Source organism: Lentzea sp. NPDC092896 (assembly GCF_044754905.1).
Taxonomy (GTDB): Bacteria; Actinomycetota; Actinomycetes; order Mycobacteriales; family Pseudonocardiaceae; genus Lentzea.
Map to the genome: position 1 here is coordinate 738,482 of NZ_JBIVPX010000002.1, position 18,933 is coordinate 757,414.

Here is an 18,933-nt window from a genome sequence, read left to right on the forward strand (position 1 = left end):
AGGCTCACTCTCCCGCGAGCCGGTTGATGGCGCCGCTGGTCAACGTTCGCGGCCCGGCACCGTCCATTCGGGACACCGCGATCATCGCCTTGCCGATCGCGCCCGTCGAGGTCGTCGTCTCCGGGAACATCTTCTTGAGCAGGGGGTAGAGCCAGGCCGTCGCCGCGTAGACGGCGCGCACGGCCTTCACACGCGGATGGGCCCCGTACATCGGCTTGATGTAACCCGGCCGGAAAACGTAGGTGTGGAACGGATACGCCAGCAGCGCTTCCTCCGCGCGTGCCTTCACCCGCGCCCACATGAGGCGCGAGCCGGGCGAGGCGCTCGCGCCGGACACGTAGACGTAGGTCAGTCCGGGGTTGAGGAACGCGTCAGCCGCCGCGACGGCGTAGTCGACGGTCACCTTCGCGTACTCGGCCTCCTCGACCCCGGCGGACGGCACGCCGATGCAGTAGAAGCACGCGTCGACCTGACCGAGACGGGCCGCGACGGGCCGGAAATCGGTGAAGTCGTCGTGCAGGACCACCTCGAGCTTCGGGTGGGTGATCTCCAGCGGGCGGCGGGAGATCACGGTCACCCGCGTCACCGAGGAGTCGTTCAGGCAGCTGTGCAGCACGCCGTGGCCGACCAGTCCGGTGGCGCCGAGCAGTACGACGTTCGTCAACGGATCCCTCTCCCGAAGTTTGGTTAGCCATTCGGCTAATGAACAAGCTACCGTAGTGCGCATCGACCGGCCACTTGAGGGAGTTCGGGATGCAGGCGTGGTTGTCCGAAGTGCCGGTGGCGGTGGTGTACGTCGCCGTGTTCCTCCTGATCGGCGGCCAGTTCCTGTGCCTGCCCCTGCCCGGCGGCGTGGTCCTGACGACGGCGGCCCTGCTCGCGGTCCAGGGCTCGGCCGACCCGGTGGCGGTGAGCGTGGCCGCGACGGCCGGGGTGCTGGCCGGCAGCGCCGCGGGCTACCGGCTGGGACGCCGCGGCGGCCGCGCGGTGCTGGAGAAGCTCGTGCGGCGGTTCCCCCGCGTGCTGTCCCAGAACCGCGTCGCCGCAACGGAAGGGCTGTTCGAGCGCTGGGGTGCCTGGGTGGTCGTGGTCAGCTGCTTCTCGGCGGTGCTGCGGATGATCGCGGCTCCGTTGGCGGGCACCCTGGCCGTCCCGGCGCGGCGGTTCGCGCTCGCCATCTCGGTGAGCGCTCTGCTGTGGTCGTTCGGCACGACGCTGGGGATCTACTACGCCGGGCGCGTGGCGGAGGAGTGGATCAACGGGTTCTCCGCGGCCGGCCTCGTGATGCTGGGCGTGGTGGCGCTGGCCTCGGTGCCGTCGTGGTTCCGCCGCCGCGCACGTACTCCTTGAGTCGTCAGATCGCCGGGCAGCGCAGGCCGTCGCGCGGCACGGTGCGGTCGAGCAGGTAGGCGTCGGTGACCGCGCGGGTGCACGAGGTACGGGTGTAGACGCCGTGGCCGGTGCCCTCGTAGGTCACGAGCGTCGCCTTGCCGCGGGCTTGCCGGTGCACGCTCACCGCGCTCTCGTAGCCGGTCGCGGGGTCGTGCAGCGAGTTCAGCATCAGGACCTGCTGGGCGGTGGCTGGACGCCAGGGGCGGGCGGGGTTGAGGGTCGGTCCCTGCCAGCCGGCGCACCAGGTGAGTGCCTGGTTCCAGATCGGTGAGGCCTGGACGTTCGGGGCGGCGGCACGGACGCGGGAGTCCATGGCGGCCACGTCGGCGGCACTGGCCGGGTGGCCGGTGAAGTCCTGGCACAGCACGGCTTGGGTGCGGCGGGTCGCGGTGCCGAAGCTCGCTTCCGGCTGGGCGGCGAGGTCGGTGAAGTACTGGCCCATGCGCGGGAAGTCCGGTCCGTAGCCGAAGCGGACGGTGCGGTTGGCCAGTTCGGTGGGCGTCAGCGGCTGGTCCGGGGCGCCTGGGACGTGCAGTTCGCCGCGGGTGGCTCGGGATCGCAGGTCGGCGTAGAGGGTGGGGATGTCCTTGCCGTGCAACGCACACGTCGGTGTGGCGCCGCACCAGCGGACGAACTCGGTGAAGATGTCCTCGCCCGCGCGGGCGCCGGCGGCCAGGAGGCCGTCCAGTGGGAGACTGGCGTCCACGACGCTGTCGATCACCATGGCGCGCACGTGTTTGCCGTACCGCTCGGCGTACTTTTGGCCGTACAGCGTGCCGTAGGACATGCCGTAGTAGGTGATCTGCTTTTCTCCCAACGACTTGCGCAGGTCGTCCATGTCACGCACTGCGCTCTGTGCGTCTACGCGGTCGAACACGGGGCCGGTGCGTGTGCGGCAGTCCTCGGCGAGGCGGTGGTTGTATGCGGTGAGCTGGGCGAAGCGTTCCGGGGTGTCCGGGCGGCCGATGGGGTAGGGGAGACCCACGGCGGAGGTGTCGCAGTAGATCGGATTGCTGTCGCCGACGCCACGTGGGTCGTAGCCGACGACGTCGAACCGGGCGAGCACCTCCTCGCTGAAGACCTTCGGCGCGTCCTTGGCGTACTGGGCGGCGGATCCGCCGGGGCCGCCGGGATTGACCATCAGCACCCCGATGCGGCGTGCCGGGTCGGTCGCCTTGCGGCGCGCGACGGCCAGTGCGACCTGCGGGCCGCCTGGGTCGTCGCGGTCGACGGGCACGGTGAGCGTGGCGCAGTCGGCTTCGGGAACGTCCGGGCACGGCTGGAACCGCAACGCGGGAGTGGCTGACGCCGGGGTGATCGGTATCAGCGCCAGGGCGAGGGCCATCGCGAGAATCTTCATGTCCCGCAAGACGATCCGGGTCCCACTAGAGGTTCTGAGATGTGACTCTAGTCACTATTGCTTCAGTGGTGACCGAATCAAAGCGTAAGCGGTCGTACCTGCCATGCCGAACGCCACGGCTGACCACATCGCCGCGACGGAACCGGTCGGGGCGAGCAGCCAGCTGTCGGCGAAGAACGTGACGGTGAACCACGCGAACGGCAGCGTCCACGCCAGGTAGCCGCCGAACAACGCGGCACCCAGCGCCGCAAGTCCGGCCAGGCCAACAGATCCGCGCAGCACGAACGACAACGGCGAGATGGAGCTGACGAGCGCGGTCGTGACGGCGACGATCGCGACGACGTGGGCCGTGCGGTACACCGGCCACGGCCAGGCGGACGTGGCGTCGAGGTCGGCGTCCTGCCCGCTGAGTCCGACGGCGAAGGCGGAGACGGCGGTGGTGATCGCCAGCGCCGACCACCGGGCGTCCGCGACCGGAGCCACGGCGTGCACCAGCAGGCAGCAGAGTGCCGCGACCGCAAGGGATGCCGGGATCTGGCGAGATCGCGCGAACAGCACCAGCGCTCTCACCCCGTGCCGCCCGTGAGCACCGCGAGTTGGTCGCCCTGGCAGGACAGGCCGACTTGGCGGGCCGTGGTCACCCGCACCAGCTGCTCGTCGGCGGGCAGGGAGCGCAAGGCCGTCAACGCACGGCCGGCGGGTTCGGCCGCGCCTTCGCGGATGAAGCGGAAGTCGGGCAGCGGCTTGAGCTCGCCGGTGAACCAGGCGGCGACGGCCGTGCGCGCGGCGGCCTCGCGGATGACCTTCTCGTCGCCGTCGAGGTCGCTGAAGCAGGTGGGGGTACCGGCGCCGGCCACGAGCGCGGCGAGCCAGTCGCTTGGCGTGGCGAACCTGAACGGGTCGCCGTTGAAGTGCACCGGCACGACGTCGGCGGTGCGCGGGATGCCGCCCTGGTTCTGTGCGGGGTAAGGGACTTCACGAACGGACGTCGGTGCGTCCGGCAGTTTCGCCAGCAGTCGCAGCGCTTCCTCGGCCACCGGTGCGAACGAGTCCAGTGTGGACTCGTGCATGCGGCTCAGGCACACGTTCTCCCGGCACACCGAGGCTGAGGCGGCCTCGTTGAGCACGAACGTCCTGGCAGGGAGAAGCGGGAGCGCGATGGCGGCGGAGACGAGCACCGGAGCCAACGCGAGCACTCGCAGGCGCGTCGTGGCGGCGGCGTACAGGCCGAAGCCGGTGAGCGCGATGCCGGTGAGCCAGATCGCCTGGCCGGTGTTCGCGGCCGTGGCGACCGTGTCGTAGACGTTCCGCATCGCGCCGAGCGCGGGGGAGAGCAGCGTGATCTGGTTCGGCACCACGACTTCCGGCTCGCTGACCGGGTCCTGGGAGACGGTCAGGAACACGAGTGCGATCAGTGAGCTCAGGGCGAGCAGTGGCGGTGTGAGCACCGAGGGGAAGACGCGTGCGACACCCATGCCGAGCCAGCCGCCGGCGACGACGGCGAGTGCGCCGACCGCGGTGATCGGGAGCCAGGCGAGGTGGAAGTAGCCGCCGTGCGCCACGACGAGGGTGGCGCCGAGCGCGAACACCAGCAGGTACGCGGCGACGAGGCAGAACGCGAGCGCGCCCGCGGTGGCGGCGGCGCGCTGCCAGGCGGGGCGCGCGGTGGTGGCGAGGAGGTCCTCGGTGCCGGCGCGGTGGTCGCGCAGGCCCGCGATCGCGCCCGCTCCGACGACCATCGGCCACAGGAACACCAGCAGGAAGCGCACCCACTGGGCGGCCGAGTGCCACTGCTCGTCCCACGCCTCCAGGCCTTTCCACCACGGCGCACTCAGCGAGTAGAGCAACGTCACCGCGGCGCCGACCAGGACCAGGCCCGCCCACGGCGCGATTGAGCGGCGCAGTTCGACGCGCAGTGCCTTCACCACGATCCCTGTCGCTTCGGGGCGGCGAGGAGCGCTGTGTAGCCGCGTTCGATGGCGCTGGCACCCGCGTGGTCGTCGGTTCCTGCGGCGGCGAGCTTGGTGGGCGTGCCCTGGAAGACGAGTTTGCCGTCGGCGAGCAGCACGACGTCGGTGCACGCGGTGGCGACGTCCTCGACGAGGTGGGTGGACACGATCACGCAGGCGTCGGTGCCGAGTTCGACGAGCAGTTCGCGGAACCGCATGCGCTGCGCGGGGTCGAGCCCGGCGGTCGGTTCGTCCAGCAGCAGGATCTCGGGGTCGTTGACGATGGCCTGGGCGATGCCGGCGCGCCGCACCATGCCGCCGGACAACGTCTTCAGGCGGTCGTCGGCGCGGTCGGCGAGCCCCACGCGTTCGACGGCGCGCTGGACGGCGGCCGGGATGTCGCGGGCAGGCATCTCCTTGAGCCAGGCCATGTACTCGACGAACTCGCGCACGGTGAACCGCCGGTAGTAGCCGAACTCCTGGGGCAGGTAGCCGATGCGGCGGCGCAGTTCGCGCAGGTCGAGGCCGCCGAGCAGGGTGAGCGTGCCGGACGTGGGGCGCAGCACGGTGGCGAGGGTGCGGATCAGCGTCGTCTTGCCCGCGCCGTTGGGGCCGAGCAGGCCGTGCACGCCGCGGCCCATGGTGAGGGTGACGCCGTCGACGGCCATGCGCCTGCGCCCGACCCTGACCGCGAGGTCGTGGGCGGCGATCTCCCAGGCGTACGTGGTGGGGGTGGTCATGTCGTTCCTCATCGGTTGGCCCGCAGGCGGGTGAAGTCGGTCCTGCGCAGGGCGATCACGAGCAGGCCGAGCGCGAGCGCCGCGGCCCACACCGGGACGGCCGCGGGCGCGAACGCGACGGACGTGCGGCTCAGCACCACGGTCGGGGCGACGATCGCGACGGCCCACAGCGCGATCAGGGCGATCGCCGCGCGGGTCACGCCGACCAGCCCGCCGAGCGCGAGGGTGCCCGCGGTGAACGCCAGGCACGGCAGCAGCCATTGCGCGAGCGAGGCACCGCTGGACCATCCGGCCGCCAACAGACCCGGCACCATCACGGCGAGCACGGCGGCGGTGCGGCGCAAGACCAGCGGCAGTCCGGCGCGGGGCGTGGCGGTGGCGAGTTCGTACGCCGGATCCAGCGCCCTGCTCCAGGACGCGGCGACGCCCAGCACCGGCAGCACCGGGGCGACGAGCAGCACCAATGAGACGCGGTCGGGCGAGAGAGAGGTGAGCCGGTCGAGCAGCACGGCGATGAAGGTGACGACGAGGATCATCGCGAGCCACGGTCCGGCGGCGGGCGACACCCACCCGGCGAGGCGGCGGCGCCAAGGCCGTGTGGGGGCCATCTGCGGGGTGTGGTCGAGCAACGGCGCCAGGTCCAGCCACACCGCGTCGGCCACCGGTTCGGGTGCCAGCCGGCCTCGGCACGGCGCACAGGTCTCCAGGTGCGACTCGACGGCCCACAGCTCGTCGGCGGGGATGTCCTCGTCGCCCCGCGCGTAACGGAGCAGCAGCTGCTCTCCTGGGTGGTGCGCGGTCATGACAGGGCCTCCCGCATCGCGATCCTCGCCCGCCTGGCGCGGGTCTTGACGGTGCCTTCCGGCACCCCGAGCAGCACCGACGTCTCGCGGACGGTCAGTCCGTCGAGCACCATCGCCTGCAACACCTGCCGCAGTTCCGGGGCGAGCCTGCGCAACGCGTCGCCCACCTCGTCGCCGACCACGCCTTCGAGCACCTCGTCCTCGGCGGCACGGGTGGCGGGCTCGGCCGCGGCGGCGCTCGGCGGCTGGGCGTGGTGCGCGCGTCTGCGGAACGCGTCGATGAGCCTGCGGGCGGCGATGGTCCACAACCAGCCGACCGCGGTGCCGTCGGTCGCGCTGCCCGCGAAGGCACTGGCCGCCCGCCACACCGCGAGGTAGGTCTCCTGAAGCACCTCGGCGACGATCTGCTCGTCGGAGCACCGCCGCCGCAGCCGCACCGTCAACCAGGGTGCGCTGCGGCGGTAGAGCTCCTCGAACGCAGCGCGGTCACCTCGTGCGACACGGCGCACGAGCTGCTCCTCGTCGAGGTCGGCGGGCTTTCCCCGGATCGCTCTCACACTCCGCAAGACGTCGGTGTCGCGCGCGAGGTTCTCACCTCGCTGTGGCGTGCGTCACAAATCCGCTCCCGGAGAACCCAGCCGGGCGGCGTCGCCGTCTGGCCGCTCGAATCCCGGAGAGAGCGGAGCCTGTGCGATGACAGTGTCCCCAGTGGAGGTTCGCGGGGCGGTTTCGTCCCACGAACTGGTGAAGGTGTACGGCAACGGACCGGCCGCGGTGCGGGCGTTGAACGGGGTGAGCGCGGAGTTCCGCGCCGGGGAGCTCACCGCGATCATGGGCCCGTCCGGGTCGGGGAAGTCGACGCTGCTGCACTGCCTGGCAGGCCTGGACACCGCCGACTCCGGGACCGTCCACCTCGGCCGCACCGAGCTGACGTCGCTGGGCGACAAGGCGCTCACCCGGCTGCGGCGGGACCGGATCGGCTTCGTGTTCCAGTCGTTCAACCTGCTGCCGACGCTCACGGCCGAGGACAACATCCTGCTCGCGCTGAGGCTGGCCGGCCGCACCGCCGACTGCGAGTGGTTCGCACGGGTCGTCGACATGCTCGGCCTGCGGGACCGGCTGCGGCACAAGCCGAGTGAGCTGTCCGGCGGCCAGCAGCAACGCGTGGCGTGCGCACGGGCGTTGGTCGGCAGGCCGGACGTGGTGTTCGCCGACGAACCGACCGGCAACCTCGACTCCCGCACCGGCGCGGACGTGCTGGCGTTCCTGCGCGCCTCGGTGAGCGAACTGGGGCAGACCGTGGTGATGGTGACCCACGACCCGATCGCCGCGTCCTACGCCGACCGCGTGGTGCTGCTCGCCGACGGCGGGGTGGCGGGCGAGATCTACTGGCCCACGCAGGAGTCCGTGCTGGCCGCTCTCTCGACGTTGGGGGCGTGATGCTGCGAACGACACTGGCCGGAATCCGGGCGCGGTTCCTGCGCCTGGTGCTGTCGTCGATCGCCATCGTGGTCGGCGTGGCGTTCGTGTCCGGCACGATGGTGCTGGCCGACGCCCTGCAGGCCACCCTGCGCGATGAGTTCGCGCGGTCGGCGCGCGGCGTCGACGCGGTGGTCGAGCCGGAACGCGAGGCGGTCCTGGACGTCGCGGCGATCGCGCGCGTCGAGGGGGTCGCGGCCGCTGCTTTGCGGCAGACCGTCGCGGTGCCGATCGTGGGCGCGCAGGGCCGTGCCGACGAGGCCGACCTGGTGGAACTGGCGGCCGACCCGTCGTTGCGCGCGCAGGAGGTGGTGCGGGGCGCGTTCCCCGCCGCCGGGCAGATCGCGGTGAGCGAGCAGACCGCCCGCGATCGGAACCTGAGCGTGGGCGCGGAGGTCGTGCTGCTCGGCCGGGACTCGGCGCCGGAGCGGTTCACGGTGAGCGGCGTCTACGACACGGGCACGGCGGAACGACCCGGCACGGCAGAGCTGCTGCTGCCCGGCATCGCACGGTTCGTCGACCCGGCCGAACCCCCGTACGGCGCGCACGTGGTCGTGCGTTCGTCCGGAGTGGACCAGTCCGTGCTGGTCGAACGCCTGCAAACGGCGCTGGGACAAGACTTCTACGTGAGCACCGGTGCGACGTACACGGGGATGCTGCTCGCTGCACAGGGCGGAGACGACATCGCGATGGCGATGAGCCTGTTCGCCGTGGTCGCGCTGGTGGTGGCGGCGATGGTCGTGATGAACACCTTCACGATCCTGATCGCCCAGCGCACCCGTGAGCTGGGGCTGCTGCGCAGCATCGGCGCGGGACGCGGGCAGGTCTTCCGCTCGGTGCTGCTCGAGGCGGCGGTCATCGGGATGGTCGCGTCCGTGCTCGGCCTGGCCGTGGGCGTGGGGCTGGCGGCCGCGCTGCAGTCGGTGCTGGGGTCGTCGCCCGTGCGGCTGCCGGTGAGCGGCCTGGCGGTGGCCGCCGCGTTCGCCGTCGGTCTCGGCGTCACGCTGCTGGCGGCGTTGCTGCCGGCGCGCCGGGCGACGAGGGTCGCGCCGATGGAGGTGCTGCGGACGCAGGTCGACAGCCGCGAGGAGGTGTCGCGCACCGGACGCGCCCGCGTCGTCGTGACCGGGGTCCTCGGCTCGATCGCCACGCTGTTCACCGTGCTGGCGCTGACCCAGTCGTCGGGGCCGAAGCTCGCGATGGCGTTCGCGATCGGCGCGGGCCTGTTCCTGCTCGGTGCCGTGGTGACGGCGGGCCCGTTGCTGGTCGGACCCCTGATCCGCGGGCTGGGCGCGGTGCCCCGTGCGTTGTTCGGGGTCCCCGCCGCACTGGCCGCGGGCAACGCCGGGCGCAACCCCCGCCGCACCGCCGCCACCATGTCGGCGCTGCTGGTCGGCGTCGCGGTGGTGTCCATGCTGACGGTGCTGGCGACCTCCGTGAGGGACACCAGGGACAGCACGTTCGCCGAGCAGTTCCCCGCCGACTACGAGGTGAGCAGCGCGGTGCACGACCGGCCGCTGCCCGCGTCGCTGCTCGACCGCGTCACGGCGCGTCCAGGCGTCGAGGCGGCCGGTGCGGAACGGACGGAGCACTTGGTCGTCGCGGTGGGGGACAGGAAGCTCACGATCGGACTGGCCGCGGTGACGCCGTCCTCGCTGGGCACGCTGATCCGCCCGGAGGTGGTGCGCGGGGACCTGGCCGCGGTGCGCGGCGACGGCATCGCGCTGACCGAGGAGGTCGCGCGCTCGCTCCGCGCCGACGTGGGCACGGTGGTCACCTCGACCGTCGGCACGGTCTCGCACGACCTGCGCGTGGTGGCGCTCACGAAGTCCGGACCGGGCCTGGACGCCTACGCCGACCTGGCGACGTGGCCGGGACAGGGCGTGCAGACGATCTCGGTGAAGATGGCTCCCGGCGTGGACGGCAGGACGGTGCTGAACTCGGTCGTCGAGTCCGTGCCGACCGCGAAGATCACCAGTTTCGCCGACACCCGCGCCGAGTTCACCGCCCAGATCGACCGGCTGCTCGCGTTCGTGTGGGCGATGATCGGGCTCGCGATGCTGACCGCGTTGCTCGGCATCGCCAGCACCATGACGTTGTCCGTGTTCGAACGCACCAGGGAATCGTCCTTGTTGCGCGCCTTGGGTTTCACGCGCGCGCAGCTGCGGCGGATGCTCGTCGTCGAGTCGATCCTGATCGCGTTGTCGGGCGCCGTGCTGGGTGCGGTGGCCGGAGCGGCGTCGGCGGCGTTGCTCGTCGTGGCGGTGTCGCGTGACGACGACCTGCGGATGACGGTGTCCGTGCCGTATGGACAGTTGGCGGCGTTGTTCGTGGCCGTCGCGGTCGCCGGGGTGCTCGCGGCGGTGCTGCCGGCTCGGCGGGCGGCCTCGGTGTCGATCGTCGCGGGCATGTCCGATCGTTGACGCCGATCACGACTTGTCGGAATTGTCGGTGCCGCGTCGTATGCTCCCTGCCGTTCGCAAAGGACCGCCTGGGGGAGTTCACCGTGCGCAAGAAGCTGAGACCGTTCGTGCTGTCCGTGGCGTTGGCGGCGAGCGTCGCCACGGCGGTGACCTCCGGCGCGGGCACGGCGTCCGCCGGGCTCTGCGGTGCGGTGTCGAACGTCTTCACCATGCAGGCCGACGGTGACCTGTGGCTCTACCAGCACTCCGGACCGAGCACCGGGGCCGCCACCTGGGCCGGTGCCAGGCAGGTCGGCTGGGGCTGGGGCGGTAAGACGTTCGCCGGGCCGAACGGCTGGCTGTTCAACATCACCACAGGTGGTGAGCTGCGCCGGTTGAGGTACAACGGCAGCGGCTGGGACACGTTCCCCGGCGGCGGCCAGTACGACACCATCGGCTGGGGCTGGCAGAAGTTCGTCGAGACGGCGAACCGCGGCAAGATCACGATCGACTCGGACGGCTCCCTCTACACACTCGAGGGCGACCAGTTGCGCTGGTGGTTCTTCGACCAGCAGCAGCGGGCGTGGACGCCGGACAGCGGCCGCGTGATCGACAAGGGCTGGAGCCGGTTCACCGCCATCGCCGCCAGTGGTCAGGGCGGCCTCAAGGGGCGCGACGCTTCCGGCGTGCTGCACCACTTCCGCTACGACCGGGTGAGCGAGCGGTTCGCGCTCTACGAGACGTGGCAGCACAACCTGACGTGGCAGACGGGCACCAAGCTCTTCTCTCCCGGTGGCGACATCTACTACACCGTGCGCCCCGGCTCCGGTGAGCTGATGTGGAACGACTACTCGGAGTACTCCAGCGACGGCTGGCGGACCTCGACCGGTGCGGTGATCGGCTACGACTGGGGCACCGACGTCGACATCACGGCGACCACCTCGGACTGCCGGCAGAACGGCTACTGGTTCCCGCGGAACCCGGTGGTCGAGGACCAGAGCGCCATGCCGGTCGCGTACGTGAGCCCGAGGGGCGCCGCACACCTGGTGCGGGTGCTGCCCGACAACCAGCTCACCGACCTGCGCGACACCGGCTTCGGTTACTGGGCGTTCGAGCCGTTCAGCGGCGAGTACACCGGCACCTCGAACGTCGTGCCCGGCGCCGAGTCCGGCACCGAGGTGTTCGGCAGCACCCGGCGGCCGGGCGGTGACGTCGTGCTGACGACGCTGGGCAACGACGGCCGGTGGCGGGTCCAGTCGCTCAAGGGCGCGATGAGGGTCGCTCCCTCTCTGGTACGGCGCCCTGACGGCACCCTGGTCGTCTACGCGATGGGCGACAAGGCGAGCGACGGCGGCCCGTGGGAGGGCCAGCTCTACTACCGCGAGCAGCTCGCCAACGGTGACTTCCTGGCGTGGAAGCGGTTCAGCGACGGGCTCCACACGGAGACGGTGAGCGTGATCAACCGGGGCGACGAGGTGACGATCGTCGGACGGACCGTCGGCGGCTTCACCAGCTGGTACCGGACCGGGGCAGACGGCGTGCCCGTCGATCAGGGGCGGCTGCCCCACTACGTGAGCCCGAGGCCGAAGCTCGTGGCGACCCCGCAGAGCCGCATCCTGCTCGTCGACGTCAGCTGGGCACCGGGTGAAGGCGTCTTCGTGCTGCCGGAGTGGCCTGACCACGCCGGTTTCGAGCCGACCAGGACGAATTTGCCGGCACTGCCCGGCTCGCCTGCCTTGGAGGGCAGCCAGGTCGACGCGGTGGTGTTGCCGAACGGAGGGCTCGCCGTGTCGCTGACGGCCGCCGGCAAGGTCTACGTGACCACGTCGAAGGGCGCCGCGGACGGCACCGAGTTCCACCCGTGGCAGCAGGTGAGCGCCGAGGGGCTGAACATCGAGTTCACCGAGCCGACCAGCATGCGGATGGACACCGGGTACCTGTCGGTGGTGGCCGTGACCGGCACGGGCTCGTACTGGCGGTTCGCCGCCGGGGTCCCGCAGGATCCGGCCACACCACTGTCGTGGTTCACCGGCAGGCAGCTGGCCTGACCGGAGGAGGCCCCCAGGTCTGGGGGCCTCCTTCTCGGTTACTCGGTTCCCTCGAAGGTCACCGCCGCGTCGGTGCGGGCGGGCTGGCCCCAGACGAAGTCACGGGCCGCCGCGTCGCCCGCCAGGTAGTGGCGGAACCACGAGGTGAGCACCCGCTTGGCGGCGACGAGCTGAGCCGCCCTGGTGACGGAACCGTTGTCGCAGAACAGTCCCGAGGAGTCCATGAAGCCGCAGTGGAACCCGCCGGTGACGGTGCGGAGCTGCTTCGACGGTGCCTTCGCCGCGAACATCGGCTGCTGGTGTTCGCCGACCGGCGTGATGGTGTCCTGCGAACCGGCGAGGAACTGCGCGGGTGCCTTCAGGGTGGCCGCCGCCGCCTTCGCGGACGGGTTCGTCTCCGCCGCCGCGTAGGTCGAGATCGCCGTGATCTTCGGGTTGCGCGCGGCCGCGAGAACGGCGGCGCCTCCGCCCATGGAATGCCCCGAGACACCCAACGCCGTTGTGGTGATGTGGTTCTGGAAGCGGGAACCCGCGGTGCCGTCCTGCGCGACGAGCCAGGTGAGTCCGGTGTTGAGGTCGTCGGCGAAGGCGCTGTGGCTGGGGCTCAGGCCGCCCTGGGTGGTGGGCACCACGACGACGAAGCCCCACGACGCCAGGTGGTTGCTCGTGCTGGTGTACTTCGACGTGGCCTGGAAGAAGCCGTGCCCGAACGCGATCGCGGGGAACCTGCCGGTGGCGACCGGCTGGTTCACGCCCGCCGCCGTCGCCGGGTAGTGCACCCGCGCCGGGACGGACCTGCCGCCCGCGACGGCCGTGACATCGCTGTACGCCACCGGAAGCGAGCCGGGCAGGCCGTAGTCCGGTGGCGCGGCTAACGCTGCCGGCGTGGCCAGGGTGGAGGCCATCAGGGCGAGCGTGATCGCGAGAACTCGCATGAGCTGCTCCTCGTGATATCGGTCCGCGCGGCACTTGTGGTGCCGCGTCGTCAGGGTGAGCCGAATCGCATGTGCAGGTCGGTGACGTACAGGTGCAGCCGCGGCTTGGCCGCGTTCAGCCAGCCGAGTCCGCTGCCCGGCGTGATCCGCCACCGCAACCGGGTCAGGCCGGCCCTGGCGGAGGTGCGCAGTTCGGTGCGCTTGCCGCCGGACTGCCAGACCGAGGTGGTCAGCCGGACGGGAAACCTTCGTGACGACCGGCGGGTCTCGTCCGCGGCGGCGATGAGCTCGTCGTCGTGCGCTGTCGCGGCGAGCGGTTCGGTGGAGAAGGTGAAGTCCGCCAGCAGCTTCGGGATCGCCCACATCGCCCGCGCGCCCCGCTGGGACGTGGTGTCGTCCACCCAGATGTCCAGAATGGACAGACCGGGACGAGCCTTGCGGCGCACCAGGACCGCGGCCATCAGCTCGTGGTAGGCCAGCACACCGGGCGGCTGGTAGTCGACGAACGCCGACACCACGACGACGCGGCCGAACAGGGTCAACGGCACCACGTCCGGAGATGGCAGGGAGATCGCCGAACGTGGTGCCGTCCACACGGTGAGCCAGCCCCGCCCGTGCAGGTCCCACGGTTCAGCGGGCCACTCACTCGACATCGGACACCTCCTGGCGCAGCGCACCGGGCGCGGTGTGCGGAACGGCCGGGCTCCGCGGTGCCACGGCGGCCACGCGCCGGTACGCGGCACCGGGCTCCGGGCGTGGATCGGGCTCGCCCTTGTTGGGCCACAACGACATCGCCCGTTCCGCCAGCGCGGTGATGGTCAGCGCCGGGTTCACACCGAGGTTGGCGGGAATCGCCGACCCGTCCACGACGTGCAGGCCGGGGCAGCCGTACACCCGCTGGTACGGGTCGACCACGCCGGTCGCGGGGGAGTCGCCGATCACGCAGCCGCCGATGAGGTGGCCGGTCAGCGGGATGTTCACGAGGTCGGTCCACGCTCCTCTGGCGGCGCCGCCCGCCTTGGCCGCGAGCCGCCGCGCCACGTCGTGCCCTGGTGGGATCCAGGACGGGTTCGGCGCGCCCTCACCCTGTCTCGTGGTCATCCGCCCGCGTCGCCACACGGTCGTGAGCGAGTTGTCGAGGCTTTGCATCACCAGCAACGCGATCGTCTCCTCCGACCACGCGCGGGGAGTGTGCATCCGCAGCACCGAGCCGCGTTCCCGCACCAGCTGGGCGAGGCCGCGGCGCAACCTCGCCGGGCCACCGTCGACGAGCGTCGTCATGAGCAACCCCATCAGGTTGCTGCCCCTGCCGTACCGGACCACCTCGACGTGCGTGTCCGCGTCCGGGTGGATCGACGAGGTGATGGCGAGGCCGCGGGAGTTGTCCACCTGCCCGCCGGGCACCCTCACCGCCACCACGGCCTCGGAGTTGGTGCGGCACAGGAAACCGAGCCGGGACGACAGGTTCGGCAGCCCGCCGCGATCGCGGATGCGGTGCAGCAGGCGTTGCGTGCCCAGCGACGCCGCCGCGAACACGACCTGACTGCTGGTGAACGTGCGCGTCGCCCTTCCTCCGGTGCGCCGCGCCACGACCCGATATCCGTGCAGGTGAGGCCGCACGTCGACGACCGTGGTCAACGGCCACACCTGCGCACCGGCCCATTCGGCCAGGTGCAGGTAGTTCTTCGGCAGCGTGTTCTTCGCGTTGTGCCGGCACCCGGTCATGCACGCGCCACAACCGACGCAGGTGCCCCGCCGCGGACCGGCGCCGCCGAAGTAGGGGTCCGCGCCGCTCGGTCCGAAGTGGACTCCCACGCGGGAGGACCGGAACGTCGCCCCGACACCGAGATCCGTCGCCACGTCGCGCAGGAGCCGGTCGCCGGCGGTCCGGCACGGGTTGTCGACCACACCTAGCATTCTGGCCGCCTGGTCGTAGTGCGGTGCCAGTTCGTCCTCCCAGTCGGTGATGTGGCCCCACCGGGGGTCGCGGAAGAAGGGCGGCGGTGGCCGGTACAGGGTGTTGGCGTACACCAGTGATCCGCCACCGACGCCCGCGCCGCTGAGCACGGCGACGTCGCGCAGCGGGGTGATCCGCTGGATGCCGGTGCAGCCGAGGCGTGGGGCGAACAGGTAGTCGCGCACCTGCCAGGACGTCTCCGGGAACTCGTCGTCCGCGAAGCGCCGCCCGGCCTCCAGCACGCCGACGCGGTAGCCCTTCTCGGTCAGCCGCAACGCGGTCACCGCGCCGCCGAACCCCGACCCGATCACCAGCACGTCGTAGTCCACGGGTCACACCTCCGCGGCCGTGCGGGCCGGTTCGTGGTCCGACGGCCGCAGACGGGTGCGGCGCAGGTACTCCAGGGTGCCGCCGGGCCAGTTGGTCGTGATCGTGCCGTCGTCCGTCCGGTACCACGACGAGCACGTGCTCCACACGCTCTTGGTCAGCCTGGCGGTCATCTCCTCGTCGAACGCCGCCGCGACGTCGCGCCGCACCTCCAGCGTCGCCGCACCGGTCTCCGCGAGGTGGCGCACCGCGGACACCACGTACCGGCACTGCGCCTCGATCATGGTGATCACCGAGTTGCCCCCGAGGTTGGTGTTCGGGCCGTAGATCAGGAAGAGGTTCGGGAAACCAGGCACGGTGAGGCCCAGGTGGGCCCGCGGGCGTCCGCCCCACGCCTCGGTGAGGCTCCTGCCGTTCCTGCCGGTGATCCGCACCGCCGTCCCGAAGCCGGAGACCGCGAACCCGGTGCCCCAGATCAGCACGTCCGCGGGGTGGTCGCGGCCGTCGGCGGTGCGCAGGCCGTGCTCGGTGACCTCGGTGACCCGCTCGGCCACCACGCCGACGTTCTGCCTGGTGAGAGCCGGGTACCAGTCGTTGCTGAACAGCACCCGCTTGCAGCCGGGCTGAGTGTCCGGCCGCAGTGCCGCCCTCAGTGCGGTGTCGCGAACCTGGAACCGCCGGTGCGTCGCCGCGACGGCCGAGACCAGGTGGCGCGAGAGCCGTCCGGCGGTGAGCAGGCCGGTCAGGAGTTCGCCGGTCAGCCACACACCGGCTCGGGCGGCCCGCAGTCGCGTGGGGTGCGATCGGCCGGACAACCGGGCGTCGGGTTTCGGCAGCACGTGCGGGGCCGACCGCTGGAAGACCGTCAGGTGCCCGGCGAGAGGCGCGATCTCCGGCACGAACTGCGCCGCGCTCGCACCCGTGCCGACCACGGCCACCCGCCTGCCCCGCAGGTCGACGTCGTGCCGCCAGCGGGCGCTGTGGAACACCTCCCCGGCGAAGCGGCCGAGTCCGGGCAGCGCCGGGATCGACGGCGTGGTGAGCTGCCCGGACGCGCAGACCAGCACGTCGGCCTCGACGACATCGCCGTCCGCCAGAGCGACGCTCCACCGGTGTCGCGACTCGTCGAACGTCGCGGCCACCACCTCCGCGCCGAACCTGATCCGGTCGCGCACCACGGCCGCGGTGTCGCGCAGGTAGCGCAGGATGTCGGGCTGCGTCGCGTACCGGCGCGGCCACGAGGTGCTGGGAGCGAAGGAGTACGAGTAGAGCGACGACGGCACGTCGCACGCCGCGCCCGGATAGGTGTTGTCCCGCCACACCCCGCCGACCTCGGTCGCCCGCTCCAGCACGGTGAACCGCTCGAACCCGGCTCTGCGCAAGGACAACGCCACGCCCAGCCCGCCGAATCCGGCACCGATGACGACCACCTCGGGGTTCGCTGTCACCTCACCGAAGCTAGGAACAACCACCCGTTCGCACCAGGACAACACCGGCCGCGAAGTTGACAATCGCGGCCATGACGTCGTTGGCCGAGCCGGTCGTCCGGCACTGGGACTTCCCGCGCGGCATCGCGAGCGTCGCGCTCCTGGTGCGCTTCGGCGCCGAGCACGGGGTGCCGCTGGACGGCCTGCTCCAGGGCAGCGACATCGACCCGGCCCTGCTCGCCGACCCGGTCGCCGAGATCGAGGCGCACCAGGAGCTCACGGTCGTGCGCAACCTCGCCACCCGGCTGCCGCACGCGGGCGTGGCCGTCGGACGGCGTTATCACGCCACGACGTTCGGCGTGCTGGGCTACGCGTTCCTCAGCGCGGCGACCCTGCAGGACGCGATCACCACCGCCCTGCGTTACCTCGATCTCAGCTTCGCGTTCACCGCGCCGTCCGCCGTGATCGACGGCGACCGGCTGGTGCTGGCGCTCGACGCCGGCGCGGTGCCGGGCGACGTGGCCGCATTCCTCGTCGAACGGGACCTCGCCGCGATCCACACGGTCGTGGGGGAGCTGATGACCGGTGCCGTGCCGGTGCTGGGCGTCGACTTCACGCACGCACCACCCGAGGACGTGCGCGAGCACCAGGAGGTCTTCGGTGTCCGCCCGCGGTTCGGGGCGGACACCGACCAGTCCGTTGTGGACGTCGCCGTGCTGACCGAGGCGCTCCGGCTGGCGAGTCCGGAGACGACGGCGGCGTGCGAGGAGCAGTGCCGCACGCTCGCCACCCGCCGCCGGGAAAGCCCCGGGGTCTCCCAGGAAGTGCGGCGGCTGCTCGAGTCCTCGGTGAGGTTCCAGGAGACGATGCCCGTCGTGGCCCGTGCGCTGGGCATCAGTCCGCGCACCCTGCGCCGCCGGCTGGCGACGTCCGGCACGAGCTACCAGGCGCTGCTGGACGAGGTCCGGGCGAAGCGGGCGGTCCGGCTTCTCGCGCGCGGCGAGATGTCGGTCGAGGCGGTCGCCGACCAGCTCGGTTTCGCCGAGGCCGCGAGCTTCATCCACGCGTTCCGGCGCTGGTTCGGGGTGACGCCGAGCAGGTACGGCCGGCCACGTCGTTAGACCATCGCCGGTGCGACGACGGGCTCCACCTTCTGCCGTTCGGCCCGGACCGACGCGATGCCGCCGAGGATCAGCAGGCCACCGAGCAGCTGCAACGGCGCGAGCCCCTCACCCAGCAGGAGCCAGGCGAACAGCGAGGCCGAGACGACCTCCAGCAGGGCGATGAACGACGCGAGCCGCGACCCGAGGATTCCCGAGGCGGTGATGCCGCTCGCGTAGGCCAGCGCCGTGCCGACGACCGCGACGACGAGCAGCGGCACCCACCAGGCCGTGGGAGTGCCGAACAGGGGCACGTCGCCGAACGTGGCGGTGAACGGCAGCAGACCCGTCGCGCCCACGATGGCCAGTACGGGCGCGGCCAGCAGCAGTCCGGCCCCGGCCAGCGCCACCGGCGGCAGGCCGTTGTTGGGGCGTGCGGCGACCACGAAGTAGACAGAGCAGCCGATCGCGGCACCGAACGCGGCCGCGAGGCCGATCGGGTCCACGGCCTGGATCGCGCCGGGGCCGATCACGAGCACGAGACCGCCGACCGCGAGCACGGAGCCGACCAGGACGACGGGCGCGGGCGTCTTCCTGCTGACCGCCCAGGTGAAGCCGACCAGGATGAGCGGCGCGAGGAACTCGATGAGCAGCGCCGTCGCGACCGGGATCCGCTGGATGGCAGCGAAGTAGAGGACCTGGGTGATCGCGACGCCGACCAGGCCCATGCCCAGCACCGGCCACCGGGCCTGCCACAACAGGGCCCATCTGCCGCGCATCAGGACGATCACGAACGGCAGCAGCACCAGCCCGGCGGTGAGCGCACGGGCCGTGACGGCGGCGGCGGGGGACCAGCCGGCCTCCAGCAGGGGTTTGACGAACGCGCCAGAGGTGCCGAACGAGATGAACGAGACCGCGGCCGCGATCAGGCCGGTGGACTTCGACGGACTCCCCATGGTTGCCTCCCGGCGCCGAACGATGTCATGGCCTAATCTGGCTGATACCCCTGACGCT

The 18,933-nt window shown here is 71.7% G+C and carries 17 protein-coding genes; 5 read left to right on the forward strand and 12 right to left on the reverse strand.

The genetic code is table 11. From position 1 onward, the window contains the following. Positions 1 to 4 precede the first annotated feature (4 nt). Positions 5 to 664, reverse strand: coding sequence for an epimerase (locus ACIQF0_RS14645; protein ID WP_401029377.1), 660 nt, complete (start codon positions 662 to 664; stop codon positions 5 to 7). An 89-nt stretch (positions 665 to 753) separates the two neighbouring features. On the opposite strand from ACIQF0_RS14645, the gene ACIQF0_RS14650 reads away from it, so the two are divergent. Then, positions 754 to 1,350, forward strand: a complete 597-nt coding sequence (locus ACIQF0_RS14650; RefSeq protein WP_401029380.1) for a DedA family protein — start codon at positions 754 to 756, stop codon at positions 1,348 to 1,350. 4 nt (positions 1,351 to 1,354) lie between these two features. Here the strand turns inward: ACIQF0_RS14650 and ACIQF0_RS14655 are convergent, their stop codons facing one another. The 6 genes from ACIQF0_RS14655 to ACIQF0_RS14680 are packed head-to-tail and all read right to left on the reverse strand — an operon-like array spanning position 1,355 to position 6,792. Beyond that, positions 1,355 to 2,752, reverse strand: coding sequence for an alpha/beta hydrolase (locus ACIQF0_RS14655; RefSeq protein WP_401029383.1), 1,398 nt, complete (start codon positions 2,750 to 2,752; stop codon positions 1,355 to 1,357). A gap of 54 nt (positions 2,753 to 2,806) precedes the next feature. Continuing rightward, the gene (locus tag ACIQF0_RS14660; RefSeq protein WP_401029386.1) at positions 2,807 to 3,322 is read right to left on the reverse strand and encodes a hypothetical protein; all 516 of its coding nucleotides are present in this window, start codon (positions 3,320 to 3,322) and stop codon (positions 2,807 to 2,809) included. Then, complete coding sequence (locus ACIQF0_RS14665; RefSeq protein WP_401029388.1) at positions 3,319 to 4,677, reverse strand: hypothetical protein; 1,359 nt, start codon at positions 4,675 to 4,677, stop codon at positions 3,319 to 3,321. Before ACIQF0_RS14665 ends, ACIQF0_RS14660 begins: the two co-directional genes overlap by 4 nt. Next, positions 4,674 to 5,441 (reverse strand): ABC transporter ATP-binding protein, encoded by a 768-nt coding sequence (locus ACIQF0_RS14670; protein WP_401029390.1) that lies wholly within the window; start codon positions 5,439 to 5,441, stop codon positions 4,674 to 4,676. Before ACIQF0_RS14670 ends, ACIQF0_RS14665 begins: the two co-directional genes overlap by 4 nt. A gap of 8 nt (positions 5,442 to 5,449) precedes the next feature. Continuing rightward, positions 5,450 to 6,244: a zf-HC2 domain-containing protein gene (locus ACIQF0_RS14675; protein ID WP_401029393.1), complete on the reverse strand. Its 795-nt coding sequence runs from the start codon at positions 6,242 to 6,244 to the stop codon at positions 5,450 to 5,452. After that, entirely contained in the window at positions 6,241 to 6,792 is a 552-nt protein-coding gene (locus tag ACIQF0_RS14680; protein ID WP_401029969.1) for an RNA polymerase sigma factor, read from the reverse strand. The genes ACIQF0_RS14675 and ACIQF0_RS14680 overlap by 4 nt, the downstream gene beginning before the upstream one ends. 145 nt (positions 6,793 to 6,937) lie before the next feature. On the opposite strand from ACIQF0_RS14680, the gene ACIQF0_RS14685 reads away from it, so the two are divergent. The 3 genes from ACIQF0_RS14685 to ACIQF0_RS14695 all read left to right on the forward strand — a co-directional run bounded on the left by ACIQF0_RS14685 (position 6,938) and on the right by ACIQF0_RS14695 (position 12,173). Then, a complete protein-coding gene (locus ACIQF0_RS14685) occupies positions 6,938 to 7,684 on the forward strand; it encodes an ABC transporter ATP-binding protein (RefSeq protein ID WP_401029396.1) in 747 nt (248 codons plus the stop codon). Continuing rightward, positions 7,684 to 10,146, forward strand: a complete 2,463-nt coding sequence (locus ACIQF0_RS14690; protein WP_401029399.1) for an ABC transporter permease — start codon at positions 7,684 to 7,686, stop codon at positions 10,144 to 10,146. Before ACIQF0_RS14685 ends, ACIQF0_RS14690 begins: the two co-directional genes overlap by 1 nt. A gap of 83 nt (positions 10,147 to 10,229) precedes the next feature. After that, positions 10,230 to 12,173 (forward strand): tachylectin-related carbohydrate-binding protein, encoded by a 1,944-nt coding sequence (locus tag ACIQF0_RS14695; protein WP_401029402.1) that lies wholly within the window; start codon positions 10,230 to 10,232, stop codon positions 12,171 to 12,173. A 38-nt stretch (positions 12,174 to 12,211) separates the two neighbouring features. On the opposite strand, the gene ACIQF0_RS14700 is transcribed toward ACIQF0_RS14695, so the two are convergent. The 4 genes from ACIQF0_RS14700 to ACIQF0_RS14715 are packed head-to-tail and all read right to left on the reverse strand — an operon-like array spanning position 12,212 to position 16,840. Further along, positions 12,212 to 13,108 (reverse strand): alpha/beta hydrolase family protein, encoded by an 897-nt coding sequence (locus tag ACIQF0_RS14700; RefSeq protein ID WP_401029405.1) that lies wholly within the window; start codon positions 13,106 to 13,108, stop codon positions 12,212 to 12,214. Positions 13,109 to 13,158: 50 nt separating this feature from the next. Further along, a complete protein-coding gene (locus tag ACIQF0_RS14705) occupies positions 13,159 to 13,761 on the reverse strand; it encodes an acetoacetate decarboxylase family protein (RefSeq protein ID WP_401029408.1) in 603 nt (200 codons plus the stop codon). Next, positions 13,751 to 15,394, reverse strand: coding sequence for a GMC oxidoreductase (locus tag ACIQF0_RS14710; RefSeq protein WP_401029411.1), 1,644 nt, complete (start codon positions 15,392 to 15,394; stop codon positions 13,751 to 13,753). Before ACIQF0_RS14710 ends, ACIQF0_RS14705 begins: the two co-directional genes overlap by 11 nt. A 3-nt stretch (positions 15,395 to 15,397) precedes the next feature. Continuing rightward, positions 15,398 to 16,840: a flavin-containing monooxygenase gene (locus tag ACIQF0_RS14715; RefSeq protein ID WP_401029414.1), complete on the reverse strand. Its 1,443-nt coding sequence runs from the start codon at positions 16,838 to 16,840 to the stop codon at positions 15,398 to 15,400. A 71-nt stretch (positions 16,841 to 16,911) separates the two neighbouring features. Here ACIQF0_RS14715 and ACIQF0_RS14720 point away from each other — a divergent pair, with 71 nt between their 5' ends. Continuing rightward, the gene (locus ACIQF0_RS14720) at positions 16,912 to 17,940 is read left to right on the forward strand and encodes an AraC family transcriptional regulator (protein ID WP_401029417.1); all 1,029 of its coding nucleotides are present in this window, start codon (positions 16,912 to 16,914) and stop codon (positions 17,938 to 17,940) included. On the opposite strand, the gene ACIQF0_RS14725 is transcribed toward ACIQF0_RS14720, so the two are convergent. Then, entirely contained in the window at positions 17,937 to 18,875 is a 939-nt protein-coding gene (locus ACIQF0_RS14725; RefSeq protein ID WP_360038674.1) for an EamA family transporter, read from the reverse strand. The two genes, ACIQF0_RS14720 and ACIQF0_RS14725, sit on opposite strands and share 4 nt — an antisense overlap. Between the last annotated feature and the right edge of the window lie 58 nt (positions 18,876 to 18,933).

Coding starts and splice junctions, on each gene's coding strand:
- ACIQF0_RS14675 (WP_401029393.1), bottom strand. CDS start 6,244: ATGACCGCGCACCACCCAGGAGAGCAGCTGCTGCTCCGTTACGCGCGG.
- ACIQF0_RS14670 (WP_401029390.1), bottom strand. CDS start 5,441: ATGACCACCCCCACCACGTACGCCTGGGAGATCGCCGCCCACGACCTC.
- ACIQF0_RS14690 (WP_401029399.1), top strand. CDS start 7,684: ATGCTGCGAACGACACTGGCCGGAATCCGGGCGCGGTTCCTGCGCCTG.
- ACIQF0_RS14700 (WP_401029405.1), bottom strand. CDS start 13,108: ATGCGAGTTCTCGCGATCACGCTCGCCCTGATGGCCTCCACCCTGGCC.
- ACIQF0_RS14705 (WP_401029408.1), bottom strand. CDS start 13,761: ATGTCGAGTGAGTGGCCCGCTGAACCGTGGGACCTGCACGGGCGGGGC.
- ACIQF0_RS14720 (WP_401029417.1), top strand. CDS start 16,912: ATGACGTCGTTGGCCGAGCCGGTCGTCCGGCACTGGGACTTCCCGCGC.
- ACIQF0_RS14655 (WP_401029383.1), bottom strand. CDS start 2,752: ATGAAGATTCTCGCGATGGCCCTCGCCCTGGCGCTGATACCGATCACC.
- ACIQF0_RS14685 (WP_401029396.1), top strand. CDS start 6,938: ATGACAGTGTCCCCAGTGGAGGTTCGCGGGGCGGTTTCGTCCCACGAA.
- ACIQF0_RS14725 (WP_360038674.1), bottom strand. CDS start 18,875: ATGGGGAGTCCGTCGAAGTCCACCGGCCTGATCGCGGCCGCGGTCTCG.
- ACIQF0_RS14650 (WP_401029380.1), top strand. CDS start 754: ATGCAGGCGTGGTTGTCCGAAGTGCCGGTGGCGGTGGTGTACGTCGCC.